Origin of the sequence: Eubacterium sp. CAG:161 (assembly GCF_000432355.1) — a bacterium.
In the GTDB taxonomy this organism is placed as follows: Bacteria; Bacillota; Clostridia; order Lachnospirales; family Lachnospiraceae; genus Eubacterium_G; species Eubacterium_G segne.
In genome coordinates, this window is record NZ_HF991859.1 from 26,406 (window position 1) to 52,187 (window position 25,782).

Here is a 25,782-nt window from a genome sequence, read left to right on the forward strand (position 1 = left end):
TTTCATGGTGGGACTGAAGCCATCCATAAACCGGAGCAATGGAAAATCGATGCCTGCCATGAACTTATGGATTATGGTGTTGATTTGATTATGGGAGACCATCCTCATGTACTTCAGCCTATGGAGAAATATAACAACAAAACCATTATTTATTCCCTTGGGAACTTTATTTTTGGTGGCAACCGCCACCCTGAAAACCGCACAATAATATATCAGCATACTTTAACTGTCAGAGGCGGAAAGCTGACTAATGAAGCCGGTAAAATAATTCCATGTTACGTGTATACCGGAGATACCAACAATTGGCAGCCTGATATAATAAAGAATAAAACCGAAAAAAGAAAAGTTTTGCAGTTTATGAGTGGCAAAAGGGAGCTACCTCATTAGCCCGGTTTTTCCCCCGGCAATAAAAATCCCAATATTAAAGCGAGAATCAAAAATAAAAATATAGCCATACATATTCTGTAGCATATTTCACGCCTTTTACTTCTAAAAGTTTTTCTTGGCAATCTGCTTGCTATATCTGCAATATTGGTTAAATATATATACGGTATAATTACCGTTGCCTCAGCCACAATAGTTACCAGGATACTTCTAGGTATGTTCATACCCTTGTAGTCTAAAGCTACTGTAGCATAAATATATATTAACCAGACATACACAATGGTAGAAATAATCATTGGTACAATTTTTCTGCGCCTAAATCCTGGAATGGTATCCAGCAGATATTTAAACGTAATAGGTGGCAATTCCTTTTGAGGTGTATTTTTTGTTGAATTTTTCCCGGTCTTTTGACCTTTTTCCGGTTTCTTTAATAATTTCTTTTCAGGTTTGGATGAAGTTTCCGTTTTTTTTAATAAATCCACCTCAGGTTTGGATAAGGTTTCCGTTTTCTTTGGCGAAGTATCCAAAGTCTTTGGCATAATTTTGTCAGATTCATTGTGGCTTTCATCCATTTCCGCTACCTTAGATAATTCCACCATCAACTCATTTACATCACTAAATCTGTTTTTAGGGTCTATTTCCATACATTTATTTACTATTTCTTCAAGATATTCGTTGAAAAGTAATCCCTGATTTTCAAAAAATTCCTTTAACACAACCCCGACTGAATATATGTCACTTCTATTGCTTGTCTGGGAAAATCCATATTGTTCAGGTGCTGCATATCCCACAGTGCCCAGCAATTCCGTGTCCTTGCTCTTCTCATGGTTTTCTTTTCTTGATATGTCAAAATCAATGATTTTCAAAGTCCCTTCATTGCTTATTATTATATTTTTAGGCTGTATGTCACGGTGAACTATGCCCTTTTCATGTATGGCTTTTAAGCCGTTGCAAAGCTCCTCTGCCCTAGTCACTGCCTCCTGCAATGTCAGCCTGTTTCCCTGATAATAATCATCAAATCTCTTGCCATTAACATAATCTTCTATAGCGACACATTCATCCCCCTGTATAAAACATTCGTAAACCCTAACTAGGTTTTTATTTTTAATTTCCTTAAGACCTTTGTATATGTCAAAAGCTGCTTTATGCATTATCTTTTTTACAACCAGCTGCCCTGTATCTACGTTTCTCATTAACAGGGTTTTGCATTTATTTGTATCAGCCAGCACCTTTAATTGTTCATATTTTTTTAAATAATAATCCTCTATAACGTCCATATTTTTAATTCCATTCAAATGTTTTTCAAATCAACTAATTCAATATTTTTCTACTGCATTGTATTGATTTTTTATTTACCTGTGATATATGATAAATAAAGTATACTTTAAAAAATATATTTTGAAAATAAGAAAGGCTCTTTTTATGAAATCAACTGATGAATTATTAAAAATACTAAAAAATTATAACAATATCGAAGAATTTATTGAAGATAACACTGAGGATATAAAAAATACCACCTTTGTACAATACATAACGGAATGTCTGAATAATTGCAATCTGACCAAAGCACAGGTCATAGAAAAATCCAATATTCAAAAAAATTACGCCTATCAGATTTTTAGTGGTTCCAAAAAACCTTCAAGAAATAAGGTTCTTGCCCTTTCCATTTCAATGGGATTAGATACCGATGCCACAAACCGACTTTTAAAATTGTCTGACCACAGCATTTTATATCCCCGTATTAAGCGTGACAGCATAATCCATTTTTCCTTAGAACAGCATTACAATTTAATTGATACCAACATTCTTTTACATGACATGGAGGAGAAAATTATCGAATAATTGCTAAATTATGCTGCCGGCATAACATTTCTTCCATACTGTAGGCTAAAATTTCCATATGTTTTAAAGAGTGAACTAATAATAAGGGAAAGGATAAAGCAAACACATTTTTCACTCTAAGTGTTTGTGTCTTTCACAGCAGACTTTATGCATTAGAAAGACTAGGTATAAGTTATGGAAGAAAAAAAGAAAAAATCAAAGTTGAAATGGATTATTATTGTGATTGTGGCAATTGCAATAATTGCAGCAGTTGCCGGTGGCGGCTCTGATGACAGCGTTCATCAGGTTAAAACTGATTCTAAAGATTCAAAGGTTACTAATGATAATTCCAAAAAAGAGGAGAAAGAAACTGAAGCCAAAACCAGTTTCAAGGTAGGTGAAACTGCTGAATACAAAGATGTTCAGGTAACTCTTGAAAAAGTAATTATTTCAAAGGGCGATGAAATTATCCAGCCTGATGAGGGCAAAGAATTTGCTATTTGCATTTTTAAAATCCAAAACAATTCCGACAGCTCTATCACCATGAGTTCTATTGCTTCTTTTGAAGCATATTATGATGATACTTCAATGAATGAAGATATCATGGGTCTTCAGGCTCCTGAAGCAAAGAAATATAATCAGCTAGACGGTGACATTGCTGCCGGCAAAAAAATGGAAGGTGTCATTGCATACCAGGTTCCAACTGACTGGAAGGAAATAGAAATAAATGTTTCACCAAGTTTCTGGTCTTCAAAGGATATCCGGTTTATTGCTACTAATAAATAGGATATGGTAAATAAATAATGCAAAAAAAACAACATCTGCCCCGGGGTGGATGTTGTTTTTGATTGTCTAACCTAATCTGCCTTTATTATCCTAAACAGCCTTCCGGCTGCCCTTTTTAAGTAAACCTGTGCATTTTTCATAGCATCTGATATGTCAATTACATCACATACACATGCCTGCATGCCGGTAACCCCCATGTCATATAGTTCTTCCAAATCACCGCTGAGACTACCTGACAGCACATACAGCGGTGTTTTATTTTCCTTGCATCTTTTGGCAATTCCTGATACAACCTTTCCACCGGCTGACTGTTCATCAGTTCTTCCTTCTCCGGTAATTACCATATCTGCATCCTTAATCAAATTGTCAAAATCATTTAAGTCCAGTAAAACCTGTATTCCTGACTCCATTTTTGAATTGGTAAAGGCGTACAATGCAGCTCCCATTCCACCGGCTGCTCCCATTCCCGGAAGACTGGAAATATCTCTGCCTAAAAATTTACTTAAAACTTTACTATAATTAAGCATTCCCCTTTCAAGCCTGTTTGCAATTTCATCATCAGCACCCTTTTGTGGACCAAAAACATAGGTTGCACCCTTTTCTCCCGTAAGAGGATTTGTTACATCACACATAACAGTAAACTTAGCCTTTTTAAGTTCAGGCATAACCGACTTATCATCAATCGCCACAACCTTCTCCAAATCCCCACCGGTTCCTTTTAGTTCGTTGCCATATTGGTCTAAAAACCTATATCCTAACATAGTCATGGCTCCCATTCCACCGTCATTTGTGGCACTTCCACCTATTCCTATGTATATGTTCACTGCACCATTTTTCAGTGCATCAGCAATTAACTGCCCCGTTCCCTTTGATGTAGCATTTAAAGGATTCCTCAGCTTTGGTGGTACCAAAGTAAGACCTGAAGCCTCAGCCATTTCTATAACTGCAACATCCTTTTTCATAATATATGATGCTGTAATAACATTGCCTAAAGGGTCAGAAACTTTAACTTCTACCTTCCGGTAATCTTTGTCTGTTTCTAAAACCGCTGCCAGAGTTCCTTCCCCTCCATCGGCCATTTGTACTTTCTTAATATCACATTTTCCAAACACCTTTTGTGCCTGCTGTGCAACTATATTATTAACCTGTGTGGAACTAAGACTCCCCTTGTAGGAATCTGATGCCAAAACAATCTTCATAGGTTACTCCCTTTAACAAACTAATCTTTTTATGCTGACAACTGCTGCTGGTTTGCTTCCATTGTCATTATGTTATTGTTTATTGATATACATAATGGATATGATGTATCACCTGTTTTATATATATCAACTTTATCATGACTAACCCTTATTTCAAGCCTACAACCTTTGTACATTACCACAAACTCCATTTTTTTCCATTCCTTTGGAAGATGAGGGGTTATGTATAATGCACTATCATCAGCGGATACCCCTGCAAATCCCTGTATAAGGCAATTATAAATGCCTCCCATGGCTGCTGCATGAAGTCCGTCTGTGGAATCATATGGATTATCTACTAAATCCACCTCAAGTGCTTTTTTGAAGAAATTTTCTGCCATGTCCAACTCTCCAATATTAGCGCATGCCTGAGCGTGCGCACAGTAACTTAGGGATGAATCATGCAAAGTTCTTTTTTCATAGAACAAAACATTTTTCTTCACAATATCCGGGCTGTATAATTGTGGGAATAAATTCAACAGCATTACCACATCTGCCTGTTTTATTGCCTGCGTATCCACTACCTGATCCCTTGTGTAATCCAGTAACACCGACTGCTTTACCTGGGAATTTTTATATTTGTCAATATCAGGCAGCTCCTTCTTTGACAAAAATGTATCATCCTGAGGAATAATTCCATCTTTATTAACCTGAGGAATATATATATTTCGTACAAACTCTTCTAAACCTAAAATATTATCTTCATATTTTGTTTTATCACTTAACTTTTCATAAAAGTTATTATCATTTTCTTTTAATTTCTTTAATTCTATTAACGTCTGTCCCACACAATATTTAGCCATATAGTTAGTAAATGTATTATTATCAATATGTTCATCGTATTCATCAGGACCTATTATATCCAATATTTCTAAACGGCCATTTTTTTCTACACTTCTGCTCTCCCAGAATTTAGATATTTCAATTAACATTTCATATCCATATTTGTGCATAAATTCTTCGTCTTTAGTCATATGGTAATAGTTTATTATGGCATAGGCAATATCGGCACTAACATGATGCTCCTTCCTGCCTGACCATACCGGATTAGCTTTTCCTGTTTCTATGTTAAGTGCTGCAAACAAAGGAGTTTCTTCCTTTCCTTCAAAGGCACTTTCCCATGGATACATCGCTCCTTTATAGCCGTATTCTTTTGCCTTTTTAAATGCTCCTGAAAGACCATTATATCTGTATATAAGTAATCTTTTTGCCATTTCAGGATTGGTATAGCAGAAAAACGGCAACATATATATTTCCGAATCCCAAAATACATGCCCCTTATATCCTTCACCTGAAAGACCTTTTGCTGCAATACTCACTCTATCCGTATCTTTTGGTATCATTCCAAACAACTGTAACTGTGAGTACTTTATTGCCGCCTCGTCCTCTACTGATATGCCATCTATTTTTATTTCTGCATTTTTCCAAAACTTATAGACTTCCTGTAAATGCTCATCAAAAAGCTTTGCAAATCCTTTTTTTCTGTTTTCAATTATTCTGCTTATTTTATCTGTTTTTGTAATATCCGGTTCTTCCACATTGGTAAATACCATTGCATATTTTGTTAGTGTAACCGGTTTATTTTTTACTAATTTTATTTTTCTTTTTTCGTATATGCTTCTTCTTTCAAGACCGTAATTTTTAGCGTCATCTGTTCCTTCATAAGCTAGTGCCATCATTATATCAATTTCTGAATCATCTGTATTCCCAATATACTCCATAACAGTATTATTGCGTACCCTGCACTCAGTTTTTCTGATATGTGCCACACCGCTGTTTGTCATCTGTCCGTTTATGCCTACCTTTACAACCATATCTAAATCATTTCCATCAGCTAATGTTATTACCAACTGTTGGCAAAACAGATGTAAATCACTGTAAGAAACAAATCGTCTTGATTTTATATTTATTATATTATTTTCTAAGAGAAAATCACACTGAAAAACCAGCTCTCCCGTTTCCACATTAAACTTTCTGTTGTAATTTTCTATTTTACAGGTATCTAAGCTTATGACCTTTCCCTTTGTGGTAATATAAACCTCTGACAAATCAGGACAATTAATCAACTCAACAACTTCATCCTTTGTTGCCTTTGAAAAAAAGCCTCTCACAAACATTCCCTTACATTCCGCAATTGTGGGAAAATCCTGTGTTCCTCTTATTCCCATGTACCCATTTTCTGTTGTAAATACGGATTCCGATTTTTTTGTATATTTCTGCCTATATTTATTTTCTTCTATCCACAATCCGGTGGAATCTCTCTTCGTATCATAATAGTACATATTTTTCACCTGTACCTTTCTATAGAAAAACAGGCTCCTTCTTCTCTGCCGACTTATATAATGCTTCAATTATCATCTGAATGTATGCACCTTCCCCGGCTTTCACTAAAACTTCTTCTTTACCTTCTATTGCATCAATGAAGTTTTCTAAAGCTTTGTTGTGCAAATCTCCATCACTAATGTAAGGATAATTTACAGCCTGATAATTTCTATTGGATCCACTATAAATTTCCAGTGGAAATAAGGATGCACCTAACTCATCTCCATAAACCTTCACAGCCCTCACATCCTTTTCTTTCATATTAAGAGCAAATGTAGTTTCTATTCCTATACCGGTTCCGTCTTCAAATACAATGTTTCCAAAAAGTCCGTCTTCAACAGTGTATTTTTCCGGATTCCACGAACCCATAAGTCCGTTACTTTGTTTGGTTCCTATTAAATTTGAGCTTATTGCCGATACATAGGAAACCTTTTTATAGTCAAGGAGATATAACGCTATATCTAACATATGGGCACCTATATCTATAAGGGGTCCTCCCCCCTGCATATCTTTACTTATGAAATTACCCCAGCCTGGAACTCCTGCCTTTCTAAGCCACTGTACTTTAGTATAGTATATTTGTCCCATTTTACCATTTTCTATTAAATCCTTTAAAATAGCCACATTTGTTCCATGTCTGAAATGAAAATCATATGTCAATATTAGTCCTTTAGATTTAGCTTTATCAGCCATCTCCTTAGCCTGACTATAAGAAATTGCAGGTGGCTTTTCGCACATTACGTGACATCCTCTGTCTAATGCATCCATTACAATTGGATAATGAAATTTGTTTGGTACGCAAACACTTACTGCATCAGGATTACATTTTTCCAATAATTCTAAGTGAGAACTACAACTAAAGGGAATGTCAAAATCCTTTGCCACTTTACCTGCCACATTTTCATATGTATCGCTTACTCCCACAATTTCCACATTTTCCATGGATTTAAATGCCGGAATGTGTGTTGTCTGTGCAATTTGTCCTGCACCTATTATAGCCACCTTTATCTTTCTCATATATTTACCTCGCAAATCTGTTATACGTGGGAGATTTTACCTCCCACATGAATTTTTCTTATTATTTAAGGCATTCCTTAACAAAAGCACTTGACTCCTTACATACTTCCACAGGGTCGCCTCTTAATCTTCCTTCAAAAATAATTGGTCCATCGTAACCTATTTCTTTTAATGTATCAAAATGCTTTTTGAAATCTATTGAACCTGAACCCGGCTGATATCTCTGATTGTCAGCTATATGAACATGTCCAATATAATCCTTTGACTCTCTAAGCGCCTGAGATATATTATCCTCCTCACGGTTCATATGATAAAAATCACAGGTTGTCTTAACATTTGTGAATTTTCCATTATCAATAATTTCTCTTGCCTGACTTTGAAGGTTAAGCATATGATCCTGATACTGATTAAGCGGCTCTAAATAAATGTATACGCCATACTGTCTTGCCACGGGATCTAATTCCTTTAATGAATCCATTATTGCCTTAATATCACCTTCATGACTTCTTGGTGGTACATGTGGTGGTAATCTGAAAGTAAACATTCCCCATGCTGCCGGAATAACAACTCCTGTTCCACCAACTTCTGCTATACATCTTAATATTTCCTTTAAATCGGTAACTCCATTAAGCCTTCTTTCTTCTATGAAATCACCAATCCATCCTCTATATCCATTACATGCTGTTGTAACGGGAACTTTTGTTTTCTCAACTGCATCCTTTATTTCCGCAGTTTTTTCAACTAATTCCTTACCATCCACCTCATAGCAGTCATATCCTAATTCTTTAATATAATTAAGTCTGTCCACAAAATTTCTCGGAAAGAAATCTCTATCCTGTGTTCCATATAACATTTTAAGCACCTAACCTTTCATTATTATTTGTCAAAAGTAACACCCATTTTGATACTTAATTCAGGATCCTGATCAACATATTTCATAAATCCTTCTGCTGATTCTTCAAATGGTACTATAGGATCAATAATATCCTCGCAATTCAAATAACCGCCCATAAGCATGTTCCATACAACGTCTTCAATACGTTTTCTTGTCCATCTCGGATATTCTGGAAGAGGTTCTGAGCATGCTCTTGAGAAAACAATTTTTCCCTGATTGAAATGACCTTCCTGTCCAAGCCATAAGCCCGCCGGGAATGGTTTTGCAAAGGCAACATATGCTATTGTTCCATTGTATGCAAGTCCTTTAATAGATGCCTGAAGAGCATGTACATTTCCTGATGTCTCAATAATGGCATCAGCACCCATCTTATCTGTAAGTCTCTTTATTTCCAAACCTGCATCACAGGCTGTGCTGTCTAATACATAATCTGCTCCAAGCTTTAATGCTACATTTCTTCTCTTTTCAATAGGATCAACACCAATAACAACTGCTGCTCCTAATTTTACACACATCTGAAGTGCAATCATGCCAATTGCTCCAAGACCAACTACAACAACGTTATCTCCCGGTCTTACATTAGCATCTCTTACACCTGCTAAAGCAAACTGTGCCGGATCATAACATACGGCATTTTTTGCTGATGCATCCTTGCTCATTTTTCTAAGCTTATAATTGTCAACTGCGTTCACTATCTGTGTTTCCTTTATTGGTCCGTATGAACAAACTCTGTCACCTACCGCATATTCCGTAACGTCTGCTCCTATTTCAGTGATAGTTCCCACAAACATATTTCCTAATGGTAAATCACCAAATTCAATTCCTCTTGGTTCATCTGCTGCTCTTTCCTTAAAGACTCTCCATTCTTCGTCAAATTTTCCGTCTTTAAATGGAGTTACATCTCTGAAATCTGCCAATTCAGTACCGTGCTTTGGTGCTGCAAATTCAACCTTAACCTTTGCTTCATTTGCCTTAATAGGTCTGTCTTCATAATCCTTTAATTCTGCTACTCTAGGTGCAGTTGCAACTAACTTCTTCATTTTAATACCTTCTCTCCTTTATTTAACCTTTAACTCCGCCTGCTATTCTTCCACTCTTTATTAATGTCTGGCTTATACCATACATAATAACGATAGGTAATGAGGACATAATTGATGCTGCCATCATTCTTCCCCAAATATAATCAGGTGTGTTAAACAGTGAATTCAATCCTATTGTAATTGTCATTTTATCCGGTGAATCTAAGAAGATTGATGCGAATAAAACGTCGTTCCATGCAATCATAAATGCATAAACGAAAACTGAAATTAATCCTGAAATTGAAAGCGGAACCACGATTCTGAATATTACTCCAAATCTTGATAATCCATCCACTCTTCCTGCTTCCTCAAGTTCATCAGGAATTGTTTCAAAAAAGCTTCTTGTCATATAAATTGCAGTTGGAAGTGTCTGTATTATCATACAGATAATTACCGCTTCATGACTGTTTCTCAATCCAATTGACGAAAGCAATTTATATAAAGGAACTATAAGTAATATTCCCGAAAACATATATACAAAGAAAAATACTTCGGTTATTACTGATTTTCCTTTAAATTTCAATTTAGCTAATGCATATCCTCCAAGTATTCCTAAGAATACAACTATTGCTGAGGTAGTAAGAGAAATATACATACTGTTCTTAAAATATTTTAAAAATGGGAATATTCCCGGATTAAAAATATCTTCCATATGTTTAAAGGTAAATGACTTTGGTATAATTGTCGGTGGAAAACCTATTGTTTCTGCCGTGGACTTAAAAGCCACACTTACCATCATAATAAATGGAAATAATATTATTAAAAGTATGATAATTAAAGCAGTGTAAAATAATATATTGTTCCTGACTTTTCTTTTAGTCCTCGTCATTTTTGAACACCACCTTTCTTATCAGCATAACCATTGCAAAAATAAATACAAACAGTACAAGGGAAATAGCTGCTGCCTTTCCGAAATTATGTGTTGAGAATGCCATATCATACAGATATACACCTAAAACATCTACCTGACTTGTAAGTAACTTAACTTCTGCGTAAATGTAGAACGCCCAAATCATTCTAAGGCTTACAACTGTTACCATTGTAGGCTTTATTGCCGGATATGTTACCGCTTTGAATTTCTGCCATTTTGAAGCACCATCTATATCTGCTGCTTCATACAAACTTTTGTCTATAGAAGTCATTATTGCCACAAATGACATATACGCATATGGGAAGAATCTCCAAACATTAAACAAGGCTACTAATACAAATGCACTCACCGGGCTGTCAAACCACAATGGTGCTTTATCTACCACATGTAATATATCAACCAGAAAATAGTTTATTATTCCATATATATTGTTAAACATATATCTCCAGCAGAAAATCAAACATACCGAGGGTACTACATATGACAGAATAACTAAAGCATTTACCAGTTTTTTGCCAACAAATTCTCTGTTTAAAAAGCATGCCATGGCTAATCCTAAAATGGTACTTAATACAACTACAACGAATGTAAATGCTATGGTAATAAGTACACTTGAATAAAACTCCTTATCTGCAAGTACCTCTTTAAAATTATCAAGTCCCACAAAAACGGATTCAAGTTTTGGATTAAGTGGTACTTTCTGTACGCTTATCATTATGTTGTAAATCATCGGATATCCGATTAATGCAACCAGTAAAATAATACTTGGAGCTAACAATGTATATGCAAAAGCGTTCTGACTTTTTCTTATTTTCTTTAACATATAAGACTCCTTCTTTTAAAAGAGGGCCTTTTATTCAGCCCTCTTTTCTAAACTAAACTATTTTGCAAGTTTTTCTGCCTCAGACTGAGCATTCTTAAGTTCTTTTGAGATATCAGCTTTCTGTACTAAGATATTATTAAGTGCTTTGCTTAATACACCTGAGTTTGTGATATCGCCCATAGCCATAAAGTTCTTGCCGTTTACACTTCCGAATAACTGAAGATTATCAAAAGCTGTTCCAACATTATCAAGAAGGTGTGCGTATGGCTTAATTAATTCATTATCTGCATATGCCGGATCATCTGCAACTGCTGATAATACAGGCTGAACTCCGCCAGGTGCCATCTCTAACCATGCTTCATTGTTTTCTTTTTCCATTAAGAAGCTTACAAACTTCTTAGCTGCTTCTGTTTCTGCGTCACTGATAGTATTTGAAATTGATAAAACTTCAATACAACCATATGCTGCTGATGTAGTCTTTGTAGGTACTGCTAACTGAACATCCTCAAGGAATCCTGCATCTTTACATCCTCCAAGAATATACGTTGAATACATACACATTGGTGTATTCTTTCCAACGAAAGCATCCTTAACATCTGCAACCTCTGTTGAACCGGGCATTGAATACTGTGATAATTCCTTGTAGAACTCAGCTGCTTCTTTCATCTTATCTGTGTCAATTGTTATATTTCCGTTTTCATCAAAAGCATTTGCTCCATTTGATAATGCGAACTGTGAGAATACCTGCTCTGTAAATGCTGAATCAGATGTTGGAAGAGCTATACCATACTGTTTCTTTGATGGATTATAAAATGCCTTAGCTATTTTAATTACATCATCCCAGTTCTGTGGTAAATCAAATCCTTTTTCCTTTAACATTTTTGTATTACACCAAATACCCTGAACCCATCCTGATACAGGGACACCAACATAATCTTTTCCGTCTTCTGTCTTTATTACTTTAAGAGCTCCATCAAAATAAGCATCTTCTCCTACTGAAGCTATAACGTCATCTGCTGCCTGTGTGTTTATGAACTGATTCTTTACGCTTGTTTTTGCCTGATCCTGACTAAATTCAATAACAGCCGGAAGTTCTCCGTTACCACCTAATGTAGTAATCTTGCTATCGTAATCATCTTCTCCTACAGGCATCTGTTCAACCTTGATGTTTGGGTTTTCCTTTTCAAATTTCTTAATAACTTCTGAAAGAACATCCTGTCTTTCCTGTTCTACCTGCATGTGCATAAACTGGATTTTTACTGTTTCATCCTTTGCACTGCTTTCCTTCTTTTCACTGCTGCTTCCGCAACCTGCAAACAATGTTGCAACCATAGCTAATGATAATGCTGTTGCTAATACCTTTCTCTTCATCATAATAATCCTCCTTTGTTTTAATTATCTTCCAGTATCCACATACTCTGTAAAGGTTTAAGGGTTATGGTTCCATTAACCTTTTCTGCGCTTAAAAGGTCTGTTCCCTTAAATTCAAGAGCTGTTACGATTTCCTCTGAAGATACATTAATTACTGCTAATATTTTCTTCCCACCGTCCATATATCTTTCCAGTGCGAAAATATGTGAGTCCACATTTAAAATTCTCTGATGTGCCTTCGGCGAAAACTGTTCGTGCACTTTTCTAATATTCAGTCTTCTTATCATTTCATTAAAAATAGTGGCTCTGTTTGTATTACATAAAAGCTGTTCTTCTAATTTTTCCAAATCCAGTTTCTGTCTGTTTATTCTTCTTGGAATATTAGAAGTTTCCCTTCCATAGTAATCATTCCTTGAACCCAGCAAACTATGAATGTATATGCCGGGCAGTCCCTGCATTGACATAAGTATTGTTTCTGCTGCCATAAACCTGCCAATTCTTACTTCATCACTGTCTTCCGGTGATGCCAACGCATCCTGATAATTAATGTTTAGCTCATAGGGACTTTTAGTTCCGTCCCCATTGTCTTTATAAGATACAACCCCACCATTAGTTAAAGTTGCATCAATTAAAACCTGTCTCTCTTCATCATTTAATATTCCCTCTACCGGTCTTACACCTATTCCGTCATGAGAACTTAAGAAATTAAAGAATGTTGTATTCTCTCCCGGTTCCTCAAGACCTTTTGCCCACCGGGTAAGTTTTGTGGCATCTCCTGTAATAAGTGAATACATTGTAAGAGGTGGAAGCGGAAACTGATAAACTAAATGTGCCTCGTCCCCGTTTCCGAAATAACTTATATTTTGCTCATGTGGTATGTTTGTCTCTGTTATGAAATACACACCCGGTGCATATTCCTCTAAAATTCTTCTATACGACTTCACTACCATATGAGTTTCTTCTAAGTTAAGACATGTTGTTCCCGGTTCTTTCCAAAGAAATGCTATGGCATCCAATCTTATGAATTTTGCCCCATTCTTTGCATAAAACATTAAAACGTCCAATATCTCACTGTAAACATCTATACATTTATAATTTAAATCTATCTGGTCTTCACTAAAGGTTGTCCATATGTACCTGCTACCTCTGTTAGTTTCAAACTTTGTAAGTAGCGGTAAAGCCCTAGGTCTGGTTACCTTTGAATAATCGACATCCGGATCACATTCAATGAAATAATTCCTATAAGGATCCTCTCCTGTCAAATACTTCTTAAACCAATCACTTTTAGCTGATATATGGTTTATAACCCCATCAAACATTAACTTATAATCATCAGAAAGACTGTTTACATCCTCCCAATTTCCAAGGGAGGGATTTATTTCCTTATAATCTACTACCGAAAATCCATCATCTGATGTGTATGGATACATAGGCAATATATGTATTGATGAAATTGCATCCTTCACATGTTTTTTCATAAACTTATGAAGTGTCTTAATCCCTGCCTCATTTTTATCTGTAATTGAATCTCCGTATGTAATAAGCATGGAATCTGTTTCGTCTAACCATGTTTTCTTTGTATCCAGATATCCGTATTTATTTAAAACCCTGTCTATGCGGTCATACAGATTTTCAATAGTTTTCCCATCTTTATATATTATTTTGTAATATTCATATAAATCTTTTCTTAATAAATCATTCATTTTGTACTTCCTAAATCAGGTAGATTCCCTTTCAATAACAGATGGTAAAAATACCGATGTTTTTCTGTTTCCAAGGTCCTCTCCATCTATTAATTTTGTGAGAAGTTCAACACATTCCCTTGCCATGGATTCAAAATCCTGGTCAACTGTGGATATTCTCGGATGAAGGTAATTTCCCATAGGTATATTATCTACTCCTAAAACTGCTATATCCTTTGGAATGGAGTAACCTGCTTCCTGGATTGCCCGATATACTCCTATTGCCCTTTCATCACCTGACACAAAGAATGCATCCGGCTTTTCTTCTTCAAGAACTCCCTTTGCAATTCTGTATGCCTTATCTACTGTATTTGCTCCATATCTTATGTTAAATATGCCATCAGACTTACCTGTGGCATCCTGAAATCCTTTTACTCTTAATTTGTTAGAGTCAAATCTTTCTTCGCCAACAAGAAATTCTATATATTTATAACCTCTGCCTATAAGGTAACTTCCTCCCTTGTAGCCTACATAATAGTTGTCCAAGCTTACGGAGCATACATCGTCGTCCTCAACCTGTCCAAATATTACAAAAGGAATACCCCGTTCTTTTAAGAACTTTACCCTAAGGTCGTCATATACATGCTCCAGTAAAATCACTCCATCAGCCAGTCCGTTTTCCAAAAGATAATATCCGTCTGTTTCATCTGAAATAAAGCTGTTACTATTACTTGGTGTCATAATTACTTTCAGATTTTTCATCCTTGCATATGAGAACAGATACTTAAGCATAACCACATGCCATGAACTTAAATGTTCCTCCTCATGCCTGTCTGTAAAAACCATTATTACGTTAGTTTTTGCTCCTTTTAAGCCTTTAGCCAAAATGCTTGTCTGATATCCCAGTTCCTTTATTGTGGCGTTTACAATATCTCTGGTTTTCTTAGAGACGCTTTCCGAATCATTTACAACTCTGGAAACTGTCTTAATTGAAACTCCACAGGCATCGGCTATATCCTTAATAGTGACCTTACCTTTTCTTGTATTCATATGTATTTCCTCATTTCATTTTATTGATCAATAGCTTGAAATCCTATAAGAACGTGTCTTGTTTTGTCTTACGTTGTCATATTAATATTTTTATGCATTATTGTCAATAAAGCTATTGTTTTTTCTTTATTTTTGTATATTTTGTATATTTTTGTGGGGTTTTTATATTGATTTTAACGTGGTGAAATGTCCGTTTTTGTCCTTGTTTTTTCTTTAAAAACCTTTTTTGTCTCATGGTGGGACATTTTGTTGTCATATAAGATATTTTTCATTTTCTATTGACAAAACTTCTGATTAAAATTACCATACCTATTATAATCTATTTAATATAAAGAATAAGGAGGAATTTCTAATGAAATTATGGAAAAAGGCTGTAAGCCTAGCAATAGTTTCTGTATTGGCATTATCAATGAGTGCCTGCGGAGGCTCAGAAAACAAGAGTACAGGTTCAACTGATACATTTAAGATTGGTGGTATCGGACCTACAACAGGTGATGCTGCAATTTACGGAAAGGCTGTTAAAAACGGTGCACAGCTTGCCGTTGATGAAATTAACAAAAACGGTGGAATCAACGGAAAGAAGATTGAATATAAATTTGAAGATGACCAGAATGATGCAGAAAAGTCTGTTAATGCTTACAACAGTTTAAAGGACTGGGGCATGCAGATGTTAGTCGGTGCAGTTACATCTAACCCATGTACTGCAGTAGTTGAGAACACACACAATGATAATATGTTCCAGCTTACACCATCAGCTACAGCTGTTGAATCTATTCAGTATGATAACGCATTCCGTATGTGTTTCTCAGATCCTAACCAGGGTTCTGCTTCTGCTGATTACATAGCTGATAACAAGCTTGCTTCTAAGGTAGCCGTTATTTATAACAGTTCAGACCCTTACTCATCAGGCATTTATCAGAAGTTTGCTGAAGAAGCAAAGGCTAAAGGACTTGATGTTGTAGCAGCTGAAGCTTTCACAGCTGACAGCAAGACAGATTTCTCTGTTCAGATTCAGAAAGCTCAGAGCTCAGGAGCAGAATTAGTATTTCTTCCTATTTATTATCAGGAAACTTCATTAATTCTTGCTCAGGCTAAGAAAGCCGGCTTTACACCTAAGTATTTCGGATGCGATGGTATGGACGGAATCCTTGCCCTTGACGGATTTGACAAGAGCCTTGCAGAAGGACTTATGTTCCTTACACCGTTTACAGCTGATGCCGAAGACGAAAAGACTCAGACATTCGTAAAAGCATACAAGGATGCTTTTGGTGATACACCTATTCAGTTTGCTGCTGATGCTTACGACTGTGTATACACAATTAAAGCAGCTATTGAAAAATCAGGGGTTACACCTGATAAGAGCGTATCAGATATATGTGATGCATTAAAGGCAGCTATGACACAGATTAAGATGGATTGCCTTACAGGTAAAGAAATTACATGGTCTGCTGATGGAGAACCTTCAAAGTTGCCAACAGTTGTCGTTGTTGAAAAGGGTGCATACAAAGTTAAATAAAGTAAATTAAAATAGGTTAATATTGATTTTTTGCAAGATTGCCTGTATGAGCTTTTTTCACTCGTACAGGCTCTCTTTGCTTATAAATGGTATAATAATAAAAAATAGGAGGAAAAACATGAGCTTTGTGTCGTATCTTATTAACGGATTAAGCTTAGGAAGTGTTTATGCATTAATTGCCCTTGGTTACACCATGGTATATGGTATTGCAAAAATGCTTAACTTCGCTCATGGGGATGTCATTATGATAGGTGGTTATGTTGCCTTACTTTCCATGACAAATGCCGGATTATCCCCGCTTTTGGCAACACTCATTTCTATAGTTATCTGTACAGTTTTAGGTATTGTTATAGAAAGAGTTGCATACAGACCTCTTAGAAATGCTACATCTTCTTTGGTTGTACTTATTACCGCCATCGGTGTCAGTTATCTGTTGCAAAACGTTGCACTTTTACTTTTCGGTGCTAACGCACAGACCTTCCCATCAGTTATTTCATGGAAGGGATTGTCTCTTGCAGGAGGAAAGTTAAATATTTCCGGCGAAACTTTCGTAACTATTTTGGTTTGTATTGTAATTATGGTATGTTTAATGCTGTTTGTCCAAAAGACCAAACCGGGTCAGGCAATGCGTGCTGTTTCAGAAGACCGTGGAGCTGCCCTTTTAATGGGTATTAACGTAAACGGTACTATAGCCCTTACCTTTGCCATTGGTTCAGGTCTTGCAGCTATTGCCGGAGTGCTTTTATGCTCCGCATACCCTAGCCTTACACCTTATACAGGTGCCATGCCCGGTATTAAAGCCTTTGTTGCTGCTGTATTTGGTGGAATCGGTTCTATTCCGGGAGCATTTATTGGAGGACTTCTTCTTGGGGTTATTGAAATATTTGGTAAAGCATATATTTCTTCCCAGATGGCAGATGCCATTGTATTTGCAGTATTAATTATTGTCCTTTTAGTAAAACCAACAGGACTTTTAGGCAAAAAAATCCAAGAGAAAGTGTAGGTGAATATTATGTTAAAGAAATTATCAAAACAAAAAAAGAACGACTTAATCACCTACGGTATTGTTATAGTAGCATTTATAGCAATGCAGATACTTATTGGTTCAGGACAGATTTCATCTCTTTTTCAGGGATTAATGGTTCCTCTTTGTACTTATATAATACTTGCAATTTCATTAAACTTAGTAGTAGGTATTCTTGGTGAATTAAGCTTAGGTCATGCGGGATTTATGTGTGTTGGTGCCTTTTCCAGTGCATTTTTCTCAAAAACCATGTCCGATACCATTACCAATTCCTCTCTTCGTTTCTTTATTGCTTTATTAATTGGAATTGTGGTTGCAGCCATTTTCGGTATTATAATCGGAATCCCTGTACTTCGTCTTAAGGGTGACTACCTTGCAATCGTAACTCTTGCCTTTGGAGAAATTATTAAAAACCTTGTAAATGTACTTTACATTGGAAAAGATTCAAAAGGTTTTCATTTTTCCACAAAAGATGTTATGTCCCTTAACATGGATCCTGACGGAAAGGTTTTAGTTAATGGTCCTCAGGGTATTACCGGTGCACCTAAAGATGCAACATTTCTTATTGGATTTATTTTAGTCCTTATTACGTTATTTATAGTATTAAATCTGATTCATTCAAGAGACGGTCGTGCAATTATGGCTATTCGTGATAATCGTATTGCTGCTGAATCTATCGGAATTAACATTACAAAGTATAAACTTATGACCTTTACCATTTCTGCCGGTATGGCAGGTGCAGCAGGTGTTCTTTACGGACACAACCTTTCAAACCTTACGGCAAATACTAATAACTTCGGTTACAATATGTCCATAAACATTCTTGTATTTGTTGTTCTTGGTGGAATTGGAAATATCAGAGGTTCAATTATATCTGCGGTTATTCTTACACTTTTACCGGAATTGCTTCGAGGATTGTCAGATTACCGTATGTTAATTTATGCTATTGTTTTAATTATTATGATGCTCTTTAACTGGGCTCCTAAGGCAATTGAATGGCGTGAAAAATATCTTTCCTTTGGGAAGAAGAAAAAGGAGGCTTCAAAATAATGGATGATTTATTAAGTGTAAAAAATCTGGGAATTTCATTTGGCGGTCTCCGGGCAGTAAATGAATTTAGTATTAATATCAAAAAAGAGCAGCTTTATGGCCTTATCGGGCCTAACGGTGCCGGAAAAACTACTATTTTTAACCTTCTTACAGGAGTTTACAAACCTGACAGTGGTAAAATTCTTCTTGATAATGTGGATATTACAGGAAAATCTACTATTGATATAAGTAAAGCAGGGATTGCAAGAACATTTCAGAATATTCGTCTTTTCTCTCAATTGACGGTTCTTGATAATGTTAAGGCAGGGCTTCACAATAAGCATCATTACTCTACATTAGACAGTATTCTCCGTCTTCCACGTTTCCACAAAACGGAAAAGGAAATGGATAAGATTGCCATGGAGCTTCTTGATGTATTCGGACTGGCAGATTATGCAAATGTTGAAGCCCAGAACCTTCCTTACGGTCAGCAGAGAAAATTGGAAATTGCAAGAGCTCTTGCAACGGAACCAAAGCTTCTTTTATTAGATGAGCCTGCTGCCGGCATGAATCCAAATGAAACAGAAGAGCTTATGGATATGATTCGTTTTGTAAGAGATCATTTCCATATGACAATACTTTTAATTGAACATGATATGAAACTTGTCAGCGGAATCTGCGAACAGTTGACTGTTCTTAACTTTGGTGAAGTTTTAGCCCAGGGTGATACATCAACTGTATTAAATGATCCACAAGTTATCAAGGCTTATATTGGAGAATAGGAGGAAACCGTTATGGCAATGCTTGAAGTAAAAGATTTAGAAGTATATTATGGTATGATACAGGCAATTAAGGGTATCTCTTTTGAAGTAAACAAAGGTGAGGTTATTGCCTTAATCGGCGCTAACGGTGCCGGCAAAACCACTACTCTTCATACAATTACCGGTTTGCTTTCTCCTAAAGAAGGTAAAGTCCTCTTTGAGGGAAAGGATATTACAAAGATTCCGGCTCACAAAATTGTATCTATGGGAATGGCACATGTTCCTGAGGGAAGACGTGTTTTTGCGGAATTAAGCGTATATGAGAACCTTAAGCTTGGTGCTTATACCAGAAAAGATAAAAATAATATTGAAGCTGATTTAAAGAGTGTTTATGAACGTTTTCCACGACTGGCTGAAAGAAAGAATCAGGCTGCCGGAACTTTAAGTGGTGGTGAGCAGCAGATGTTAGCCATGGGTCGTGCTTTGATGTCAAAACCGTCTATTATTTTGATGGATGAGCCATCAATGGGACTTTCACCAATTCTTGTTAATGAAATTTTTGATATTATTCAGTCTATCAGCAAAAGTGGTACTACTGTTCTCTTAGTTGAACAGAATGCCAAAAAGGCATTATCCATTGCTGACAGAGCATATGTTTTAGAAACAGGTAAGATTGTTTTAGAGGGTAAAGCCAGTGACCTGCTTGAAAATGACTCTATCAAGAAGGCATACCTTGGTGAATAATGGAATATATATGTCATTTTTCCTTAGAATATGGCATTACATGTAAAGAAGGAGGGAAGTAAAATGGAGAATGTTGTTATTACAATTTCCCGTCAATACGGAAGTGGCGGAAAGACAATTGCTGCCATGCTGGCTCAGAAACTAGGTGTCAACTTTTACAGCCGTGATATTTTAAAAATGGCTTCTGAGGATAGTGGAATTAATGAAGAACTTTTTGGTATGTCTGACGAGAAAATCCGTCGTGCCGGATGGCTTCATACTTTAAGTCACCCTTATGAAGGTAAACTCCTTCCACCGGAAGATAAGGAATTCGTTTCTGATGATAACCTTTTCAATTATCAGGCAAAGGTAATTAAGGATTTGGCTCAGAAGGAGTCCTGCGTTATTGTTGGAAGATGTTCTAACTTCATATTAAGGGATGAACCTAATGTATTAAGTGTTTACATTCATGCTGACAAGGATTTCTGCCTTGCCCGTGCCATGGAAAGAAATAGCATGAGCGAAAAGGAAATGCAGCGTAAAATCGAACGTACCAACAAATACCGTTCTGATTTCTACTACTATCACACAGGTCATAAATGGACGGATGCCAGAGACTATGATTTGTGCTTAGACAGTGGCAAGCTTGGTTTTGAAAAGTGTGTGGAAGAAATTGAAGCCTATGCTAAAATCAGATTTGGTAAGTAAATAAGAGATAGATATTTAAATGCTACCCGGAAATGAAGCAATGATATTTCCGGGTAGTTTTTTTATATTTAGGGATAGTGATGGGCAATGATATTTTTATGAGACTTTTCGACGTATTTGGGGCTTTCTGGTGCACTTGAAGGCTTTTTATCGCTTATAGCCGGCAAAGGTCACAGTGTTTTGGTGATTTTTACCGGGACTTTTCTATGAAATCTTTGTTTTCCCGGTTTGTTTCGGTGGTTTTAGCCGGGGAAGGGGCAATTCGTACCGGGAATTTTTCATCAAATTTTTGTTTTCCCGGTTCTTTTCTTTGATTTCAGACGGGGAAGAGGCAATTCGTACCGGGATTTGACTATGAAATTCTTCTTTTCCCGGTTTGTTTCAGTGGTTTCACACTTTTACCTTTATCATATTTTATAAGTTGATGTTTTATCCTATCCTTCATAAATTAATAAATTAATTTTATTATATCCTTCATAAATTAATTGACGCTTTTTAATAAATGTGCTACTATGAATATACTCTTTGCACTGCATATAATCTACAGTACAAACTGATCAGACCATTAACTTTGGTTAAGGAGTCGGGCCGTAACATGGCAGTGGAATTTATTCATCCACGGGACAGTAGTTGCTTATACTGATTCGTGGGTGTTTTTTTATACTTTTTTATAAGCATATTAAAAATCTCACATATATCTGGTGCCATAGAACTATCTTATATTATGGAGGTAACTAATATGGAAAAAGACAAAGTTATGACCGAAGGCAGCCATTCTGATACCCTTGATTTTCAAAAGGTTGCAAACAAAGTATCCTTTATTACAATTATTGAAAACGTGCTATTATCACTTTTCAAACTTTTTGCCGGAGTTGTGGCACATTCCAGTGCTATGATAAGTGATGCCATTCATTCGGCATCTGATGTTTTTAGCACAATTGTGGTAATAATAGGAATTAAGCTGGCTTCAAAAGAGTCCGACAGGGAACACCCATACGGACACGAGCGAATGGAATGTGTGGCAGCCATTGTTTTGTCAATGGTTCTCTTTATTACCGGTCTTGCCATCGGTGTAGATGCGGCGGAAAATATTATAAAGGGAAATTATGAAACAATGGAAGTTCCCGGAGTCCTTGCCCTTGTGGCAGCAATCGTCTCCATTGCCACTAAAGAAATTATGTACTGGTACACCCGCCATTATGCTAAGAAGTTAGATTCCAGTGCTTTAATGGCTGATGCATGGCACCACCGTTCAGATGCCTTTTCATCCATTGGTGCCTTAATCGGTGTAGGTGGAGCTATTTTAGGATTCCCTATTATGGATTCTATCGCCAGTCTTGTTATTTTTGTTTTCATTGCCAAGGCTGCATATAGTATTTTCAAAGATGCCATGGACAAAATGGTAGACCATTGTTGCGACGAAAAAACAGAGAAAGAAATTTATGATTATGTAATCAGCCATGACGATGTTTTAGGCATTGACCTGCTGCAAACAAGAATCTTTGGAAATAAAATCTATATTGATTTGGAAATCGAGGTTGACGCAAGTTATTCTTTAGAAAAGGCTCACGCTGTAGCGGAGGATGTTCACAAAAATATCGAACAACGCTTCCCAAAGGTTAAACATATTATGATACATGTTAATCCCTATGAAGGGGAAGAGGGGAAATGTTAATAAGTTGGTAATTAGTATCTCTTAGCAAATAAGAAATAACCAGTTATTAAGCTTTTTCGTGCTCTGCAACGCTTTACAGACTCTACCCCTGACAAATAATAATTAGTACACAAAAAGACTGTATGTTCAAGTTGTTGAACTACAGTCTTTTATTAAACTATAATTATATTTTTAAAAATATAGCTTTTGAAACACATCAGGTGTTTCAAAAGCGTAGTTGACCAGCTCCGATGGAGCGTGCTCTGCAGAGCAGAGTTATGAAACGGTAATCCTATACCGTTTCATAAATTATAGGCTTTACTACATCCCTGATACCGGTATTTATTTTTTAAATCTGTACTTTCCTTTTTCCGTGACCGGACACCGGTTCAATAATGTCCGCCTGTACCAGATTAGAAATCAGTTTTGATGCACCTGATTTTTTCAGTTCAAGAAGTTCCATAACTGCACTTCTTCCAAATACTTCATCAAATCCAAATTTTTCAAAAAGTCTATGAATATGAACTTTCGTTTTTACAGAAAAATTGCTTTCTTTTTCGGAAAGTACCCTTTCAATGTCCACTTTTTTGCCCCCAATGTCCAATTTTGTTCCCTCAATGTCCACTTTTTCGTCCCCAATGTCTACTTTTTCATTAAAAAGTCCACTTATATGAAGATTTCGACTGTGTATTTACATTTTACTCTATCAACTGATTTTTAAGCATAACCCTCAAGTCGCACTTTATCTTTTTGGTTTTAGACTCCAGTTCCACCATTCTGTCGTCTATTACCCGTGCCTTACACTCCCCAAGTTTCTTGTGAACAACCTTTCCGGTTCTCTTTATTTCTTCAAGCTTTTCTTTATACCGGGCATCGCTTATATCAATGGTTTTAGTTTTTTCCACTAAGCCATTTTTTACACAAATTGTATTTCCTGACCTTGATGGTTTTCTATCTGCCTTTTCAAGCCCCAGCAATTCATCTGAAAAAGTTGATGCGTTAACAAAAGTAAACAAAACCAGCTCATCTTTTGCCCTTGTAACGGCAACATAGTAAAGCCTTCTCTCCTCTTCATACTCCTTTAGGCTCTCTGTATCCGCTTTTTCAGGTCTGGCAATAATCTTAGATGGAAATATCCCGTCTTTTCCATCCATTATAAATACCCTGTCATATTCAAGACCTTTGCTTGAATGAATAGTAGACAGCACAAAATTACTGTTTTTGTTAAATTTCTTAGTGCTGATTATTTTCGCCAGTTCATCTAACCTTTCTACCACTCTCATAGCCGACGGTTCCATGGAAGCAATAGCTTTAATAATGTCTATTTTGTCAGTTTTAATTTTATACCGCCGCAAATAGTCATTATAACCCATAGTACCGGCTATTCTGCCTATTGCCTGTCCTCCATTATCCTTTAACAGATTTTCAAACTGTCTGATTATTTTTCCAACACTTTGCTTAGTTCCTGAAGGAATTTCAGGTATTTTAAGAGCTGCCTGCAATATGGGAATATCTTCTTTTTTGCTTAACCTATATATTCTATCTAAATAATCCCTGCCTATATAAGTGGAGACTTTATAATAAATCCGGGTAAACAATTCAGTATTCTTTGTGTCATGGGCAAATAAAATTATATCCCTAATATCCTTTACCACCTTGTTTGAAAAAAATGTCAGGTCATTATTTTTCACATAATATGGGATATTCATTCGCTCTAATCTGTCTATAACCGGCAAAATGCACTCATTTTCCGGATACAGCACTGCCGTTACTTTCTGTCCCATTGTTTTTTCTTCAAACCCGGATTCTACCCCATTTATCCGGCTCTGCTCTGTCTGATACTTTTTCATCCGGCTCTGCTCTATCTCATATTTTTCCATCTGACATTGTCTTGCAGCCTCTATTAAATGGGAATACTGGTCTTTTCTATCATTTACCTTTATTGTCTTAATATCCACTCCCATGTCTCTTGTGGCTTTCATATGCTTTTCATGCCTCATTGTATTTTTACTGACAAACCTATCTGCCGCCTTAACTATTTTCCCGGCAGACCTGAAATTTTCCTCCATTAAAAGAACATTTGCCCCGGGATAATTTTCCTCAAAAGAAATAAGTGCCTCCGGATATGCTGCCCTAAATCCATATATGCTTTGGTCTTCATCCCCCACCATAAACAGTTTCCGGTACTTTCCCGCTAACATATTTATTAACTCATGCTGTATTTTTGAAGTATCCTGTGCCTCATCCACACAAATATATTTGTATGTTTCCTGAAAATCTCTAAGCAAATCCTTACATAGTTTTAACAGATTTATGGCATAAATCATCTGGTCATCATAATCCATCAAAAAGCCGTCTCTAAGTTTCTTATTGTATATGTCAAAGATTTTATGTATGGGAATATCTTCCTTTTCCCCCAAAACTGCTATTTCATCCTTTGAAAGCATCATATTTTTAATATAAGTTATTCTAGTGGACAGATTCATCAAATCGCTTTCCGTAGGTCGGCTGTTTACCGCCTCTGTATAGGCTTCCGCCAAAAGACGATACCTGTCACTTTCCTTATCTAACAGATTATAAACCTCCTTATGAGATTTTTCCGAAAAATAGTTAATAATCTTTGCTGCAATACCGTTAATTGTCCTAAAATTAAGTTTTCCTGCCATCTCCTGTCCAAACATCTCTGCAAACCGTGTTTTCATTTCCATGGTGGCAGGCACTGTGTATGTCAGGGTTAGAATACTTTCAGGCTCTATACCAAGGCAGTAAATCATGTAGCCAAGTCTTGTTATAAGAACTCTGGTTTTTCCACTTCCCGGCACCGCCAGAATAAGAGTTGGCTTTTCCACAGATTTCACTGCCGCTAACTGCTGCTCATTTAATTGTATATTGTACTTATTTATAAATTCCCCGAATGTCATGTAAATCCTCTTAAATCTCTTTTTAAACACATTTATAATAGCATAATCGGACTTTTTTTCCCATACAAAACATTCCGGTAACTTATTGATTCTTTTAAAAAGTGAAT

General features: G+C 36.2%; 23 protein-coding genes and 1 riboswitch. Of the genes, 10 read left to right on the forward strand and 13 right to left on the reverse strand.

Translation table 11 applies throughout. The annotated features are described in order from the left end of the window. A partial coding sequence (locus tag Q5O30_RS04325; protein WP_302674576.1) for a CapA family protein occupies nt 1-387 on the forward strand: 387 nt, incomplete at its 5' end. Here Q5O30_RS04325 and Q5O30_RS04330 read toward each other — a convergent pair. After that, nucleotides 384-1,661, reverse strand: a complete 1,278-nt coding sequence (locus tag Q5O30_RS04330; RefSeq protein ID WP_021952531.1) for a serine/threonine-protein kinase — start codon at nt 1,659-1,661, stop codon at nt 384-386. The genes Q5O30_RS04325 and Q5O30_RS04330 overlap by 4 nt on opposite strands. Before the next feature lie 145 nt (nt 1,662-1,806). Here Q5O30_RS04330 and Q5O30_RS04335 point away from each other — a divergent pair, with 145 nt between their 5' ends. Beyond that, on the forward strand, nt 1,807-2,226 hold the full coding sequence (locus Q5O30_RS04335) for a hypothetical protein (protein WP_021952532.1): 420 nt from the start codon (nt 1,807-1,809) through the stop codon (nt 2,224-2,226). A gap of 174 nt (nt 2,227-2,400) precedes the next feature. Beyond that, a complete protein-coding gene (locus Q5O30_RS04340; protein ID WP_021952533.1) occupies nt 2,401-2,991 on the forward strand; it encodes a DUF5067 domain-containing protein in 591 nt (196 codons plus the stop codon). A 71-nt stretch (nt 2,992-3,062) separates the two neighbouring features. Here Q5O30_RS04340 and Q5O30_RS04345 read toward each other — a convergent pair whose 3' ends face one another. The 10 genes from Q5O30_RS04345 to Q5O30_RS04390 form a co-directional block, all read right to left on the reverse strand. Next, nucleotides 3,063-4,190, reverse strand: coding sequence for a glycerate kinase (locus Q5O30_RS04345; protein WP_021952534.1), 1,128 nt, complete (start codon nt 4,188-4,190; stop codon nt 3,063-3,065). Nucleotides 4,191-4,219: 29 nt separating this feature from the next. Then, on the reverse strand, nt 4,220-6,511 hold the full coding sequence (locus Q5O30_RS04350; RefSeq protein WP_021952535.1) for a glycosyl hydrolase family 65 protein: 2,292 nt from the start codon (nt 6,509-6,511) through the stop codon (nt 4,220-4,222). Between the two features lie 19 nt (nt 6,512-6,530). Then, nucleotides 6,531-7,568 (reverse strand): Gfo/Idh/MocA family protein, encoded by a 1,038-nt coding sequence (locus Q5O30_RS04355; protein WP_021952536.1) that lies wholly within the window; start codon nt 7,566-7,568, stop codon nt 6,531-6,533. A gap of 61 nt (nt 7,569-7,629) precedes the next feature. Then, nucleotides 7,630-8,421 (reverse strand): sugar phosphate isomerase/epimerase, encoded by a 792-nt coding sequence (locus tag Q5O30_RS04360; protein ID WP_021952537.1) that lies wholly within the window; start codon nt 8,419-8,421, stop codon nt 7,630-7,632. A 23-nt stretch (nt 8,422-8,444) separates the two neighbouring features. After that, on the reverse strand, nt 8,445-9,503 hold the full coding sequence (locus Q5O30_RS04365; RefSeq protein ID WP_021952538.1) for a zinc-binding alcohol dehydrogenase: 1,059 nt from the start codon (nt 9,501-9,503) through the stop codon (nt 8,445-8,447). A gap of 22 nt (nt 9,504-9,525) precedes the next feature. Continuing rightward, a complete protein-coding gene (locus tag Q5O30_RS04370; RefSeq protein WP_021952539.1) occupies nt 9,526-10,371 on the reverse strand; it encodes a carbohydrate ABC transporter permease in 846 nt (281 codons plus the stop codon). After that, nucleotides 10,358-11,236 (reverse strand): carbohydrate ABC transporter permease, encoded by an 879-nt coding sequence (locus tag Q5O30_RS04375; protein WP_021952540.1) that lies wholly within the window; start codon nt 11,234-11,236, stop codon nt 10,358-10,360. Before Q5O30_RS04375 ends, Q5O30_RS04370 begins: the two co-directional genes overlap by 14 nt. A 57-nt stretch (nt 11,237-11,293) precedes the next feature. Next, nucleotides 11,294-12,610 (reverse strand): ABC transporter substrate-binding protein, encoded by a 1,317-nt coding sequence (locus Q5O30_RS04380; protein ID WP_021952541.1) that lies wholly within the window; start codon nt 12,608-12,610, stop codon nt 11,294-11,296. A gap of 17 nt (nt 12,611-12,627) precedes the next feature. Further along, nucleotides 12,628-14,310, reverse strand: coding sequence for a sugar phosphorylase (locus Q5O30_RS04385; RefSeq protein ID WP_021952542.1), 1,683 nt, complete (start codon nt 14,308-14,310; stop codon nt 12,628-12,630). 15 nt (nt 14,311-14,325) lie between these two features. After that, nucleotides 14,326-15,339 (reverse strand): LacI family DNA-binding transcriptional regulator, encoded by a 1,014-nt coding sequence (locus tag Q5O30_RS04390; RefSeq protein ID WP_021952543.1) that lies wholly within the window; start codon nt 15,337-15,339, stop codon nt 14,326-14,328. 352 nt (nt 15,340-15,691) lie between these two features. On the opposite strand from Q5O30_RS04390, the gene Q5O30_RS04395 reads away from it, so the two are divergent. From Q5O30_RS04395 to Q5O30_RS04425, 7 genes are all read left to right on the forward strand, one after another. Further along, the gene (locus Q5O30_RS04395) at nt 15,692-16,855 is read left to right on the forward strand and encodes an ABC transporter substrate-binding protein (RefSeq protein WP_021952544.1); all 1,164 of its coding nucleotides are present in this window, start codon (nt 15,692-15,694) and stop codon (nt 16,853-16,855) included. Nucleotides 16,856-16,973: 118 nt separating this feature from the next. Beyond that, nucleotides 16,974-17,858, forward strand: a complete 885-nt coding sequence (locus Q5O30_RS04400; protein ID WP_021952545.1) for a branched-chain amino acid ABC transporter permease — start codon at nt 16,974-16,976, stop codon at nt 17,856-17,858. 9 nt (nt 17,859-17,867) lie between these two features. After that, nucleotides 17,868-18,929: a branched-chain amino acid ABC transporter permease gene (locus Q5O30_RS04405; RefSeq protein WP_021952546.1), complete on the forward strand. Its 1,062-nt coding sequence runs from the start codon at nt 17,868-17,870 to the stop codon at nt 18,927-18,929. Beyond that, nucleotides 18,929-19,690, forward strand: coding sequence for an ABC transporter ATP-binding protein (locus Q5O30_RS04410; RefSeq protein WP_021952547.1), 762 nt, complete (start codon nt 18,929-18,931; stop codon nt 19,688-19,690). Before Q5O30_RS04405 ends, Q5O30_RS04410 begins: the two co-directional genes overlap by 1 nt. 12 nt (nt 19,691-19,702) lie before the next feature. Beyond that, complete coding sequence (locus tag Q5O30_RS04415) at nt 19,703-20,413, forward strand: ABC transporter ATP-binding protein (RefSeq protein WP_021952548.1); 711 nt, start codon at nt 19,703-19,705, stop codon at nt 20,411-20,413. Between the two features lie 63 nt (nt 20,414-20,476). After that, complete coding sequence (locus Q5O30_RS04420) at nt 20,477-21,100, forward strand: AAA family ATPase (protein ID WP_021952549.1); 624 nt, start codon at nt 20,477-20,479, stop codon at nt 21,098-21,100. 543 nt (nt 21,101-21,643) lie between these two features. Further along, nucleotides 21,644-21,729, forward strand: a riboswitch (NiCo riboswitch). A gap of 110 nt (nt 21,730-21,839) precedes the next feature. Next, nucleotides 21,840-22,775 carry a cation diffusion facilitator family transporter gene (locus Q5O30_RS04425; protein WP_021952550.1) on the forward strand — a complete coding sequence of 312 codons (936 nt, stop codon included), beginning with the start codon at nt 21,840-21,842 and terminating at the stop codon, nt 22,773-22,775. A gap of 328 nt (nt 22,776-23,103) precedes the next feature. Here the strand turns inward: Q5O30_RS04425 and Q5O30_RS04430 are convergent, their stop codons facing one another. Together Q5O30_RS04430 and Q5O30_RS04435 are read right to left on the reverse strand one after the other, a co-directional pair. Further along, the gene (locus tag Q5O30_RS04430; protein WP_302674577.1) at nt 23,104-23,358 is read right to left on the reverse strand and encodes a hypothetical protein; all 255 of its coding nucleotides are present in this window, start codon (nt 23,356-23,358) and stop codon (nt 23,104-23,106) included. 94 nt (nt 23,359-23,452) lie between these two features. Beyond that, nucleotides 23,453-25,675, reverse strand: a complete 2,223-nt coding sequence (locus Q5O30_RS04435) for an ATP-dependent helicase (protein WP_021952552.1) — start codon at nt 25,673-25,675, stop codon at nt 23,453-23,455. Nucleotides 25,676-25,782 lie beyond the last annotated feature (107 nt).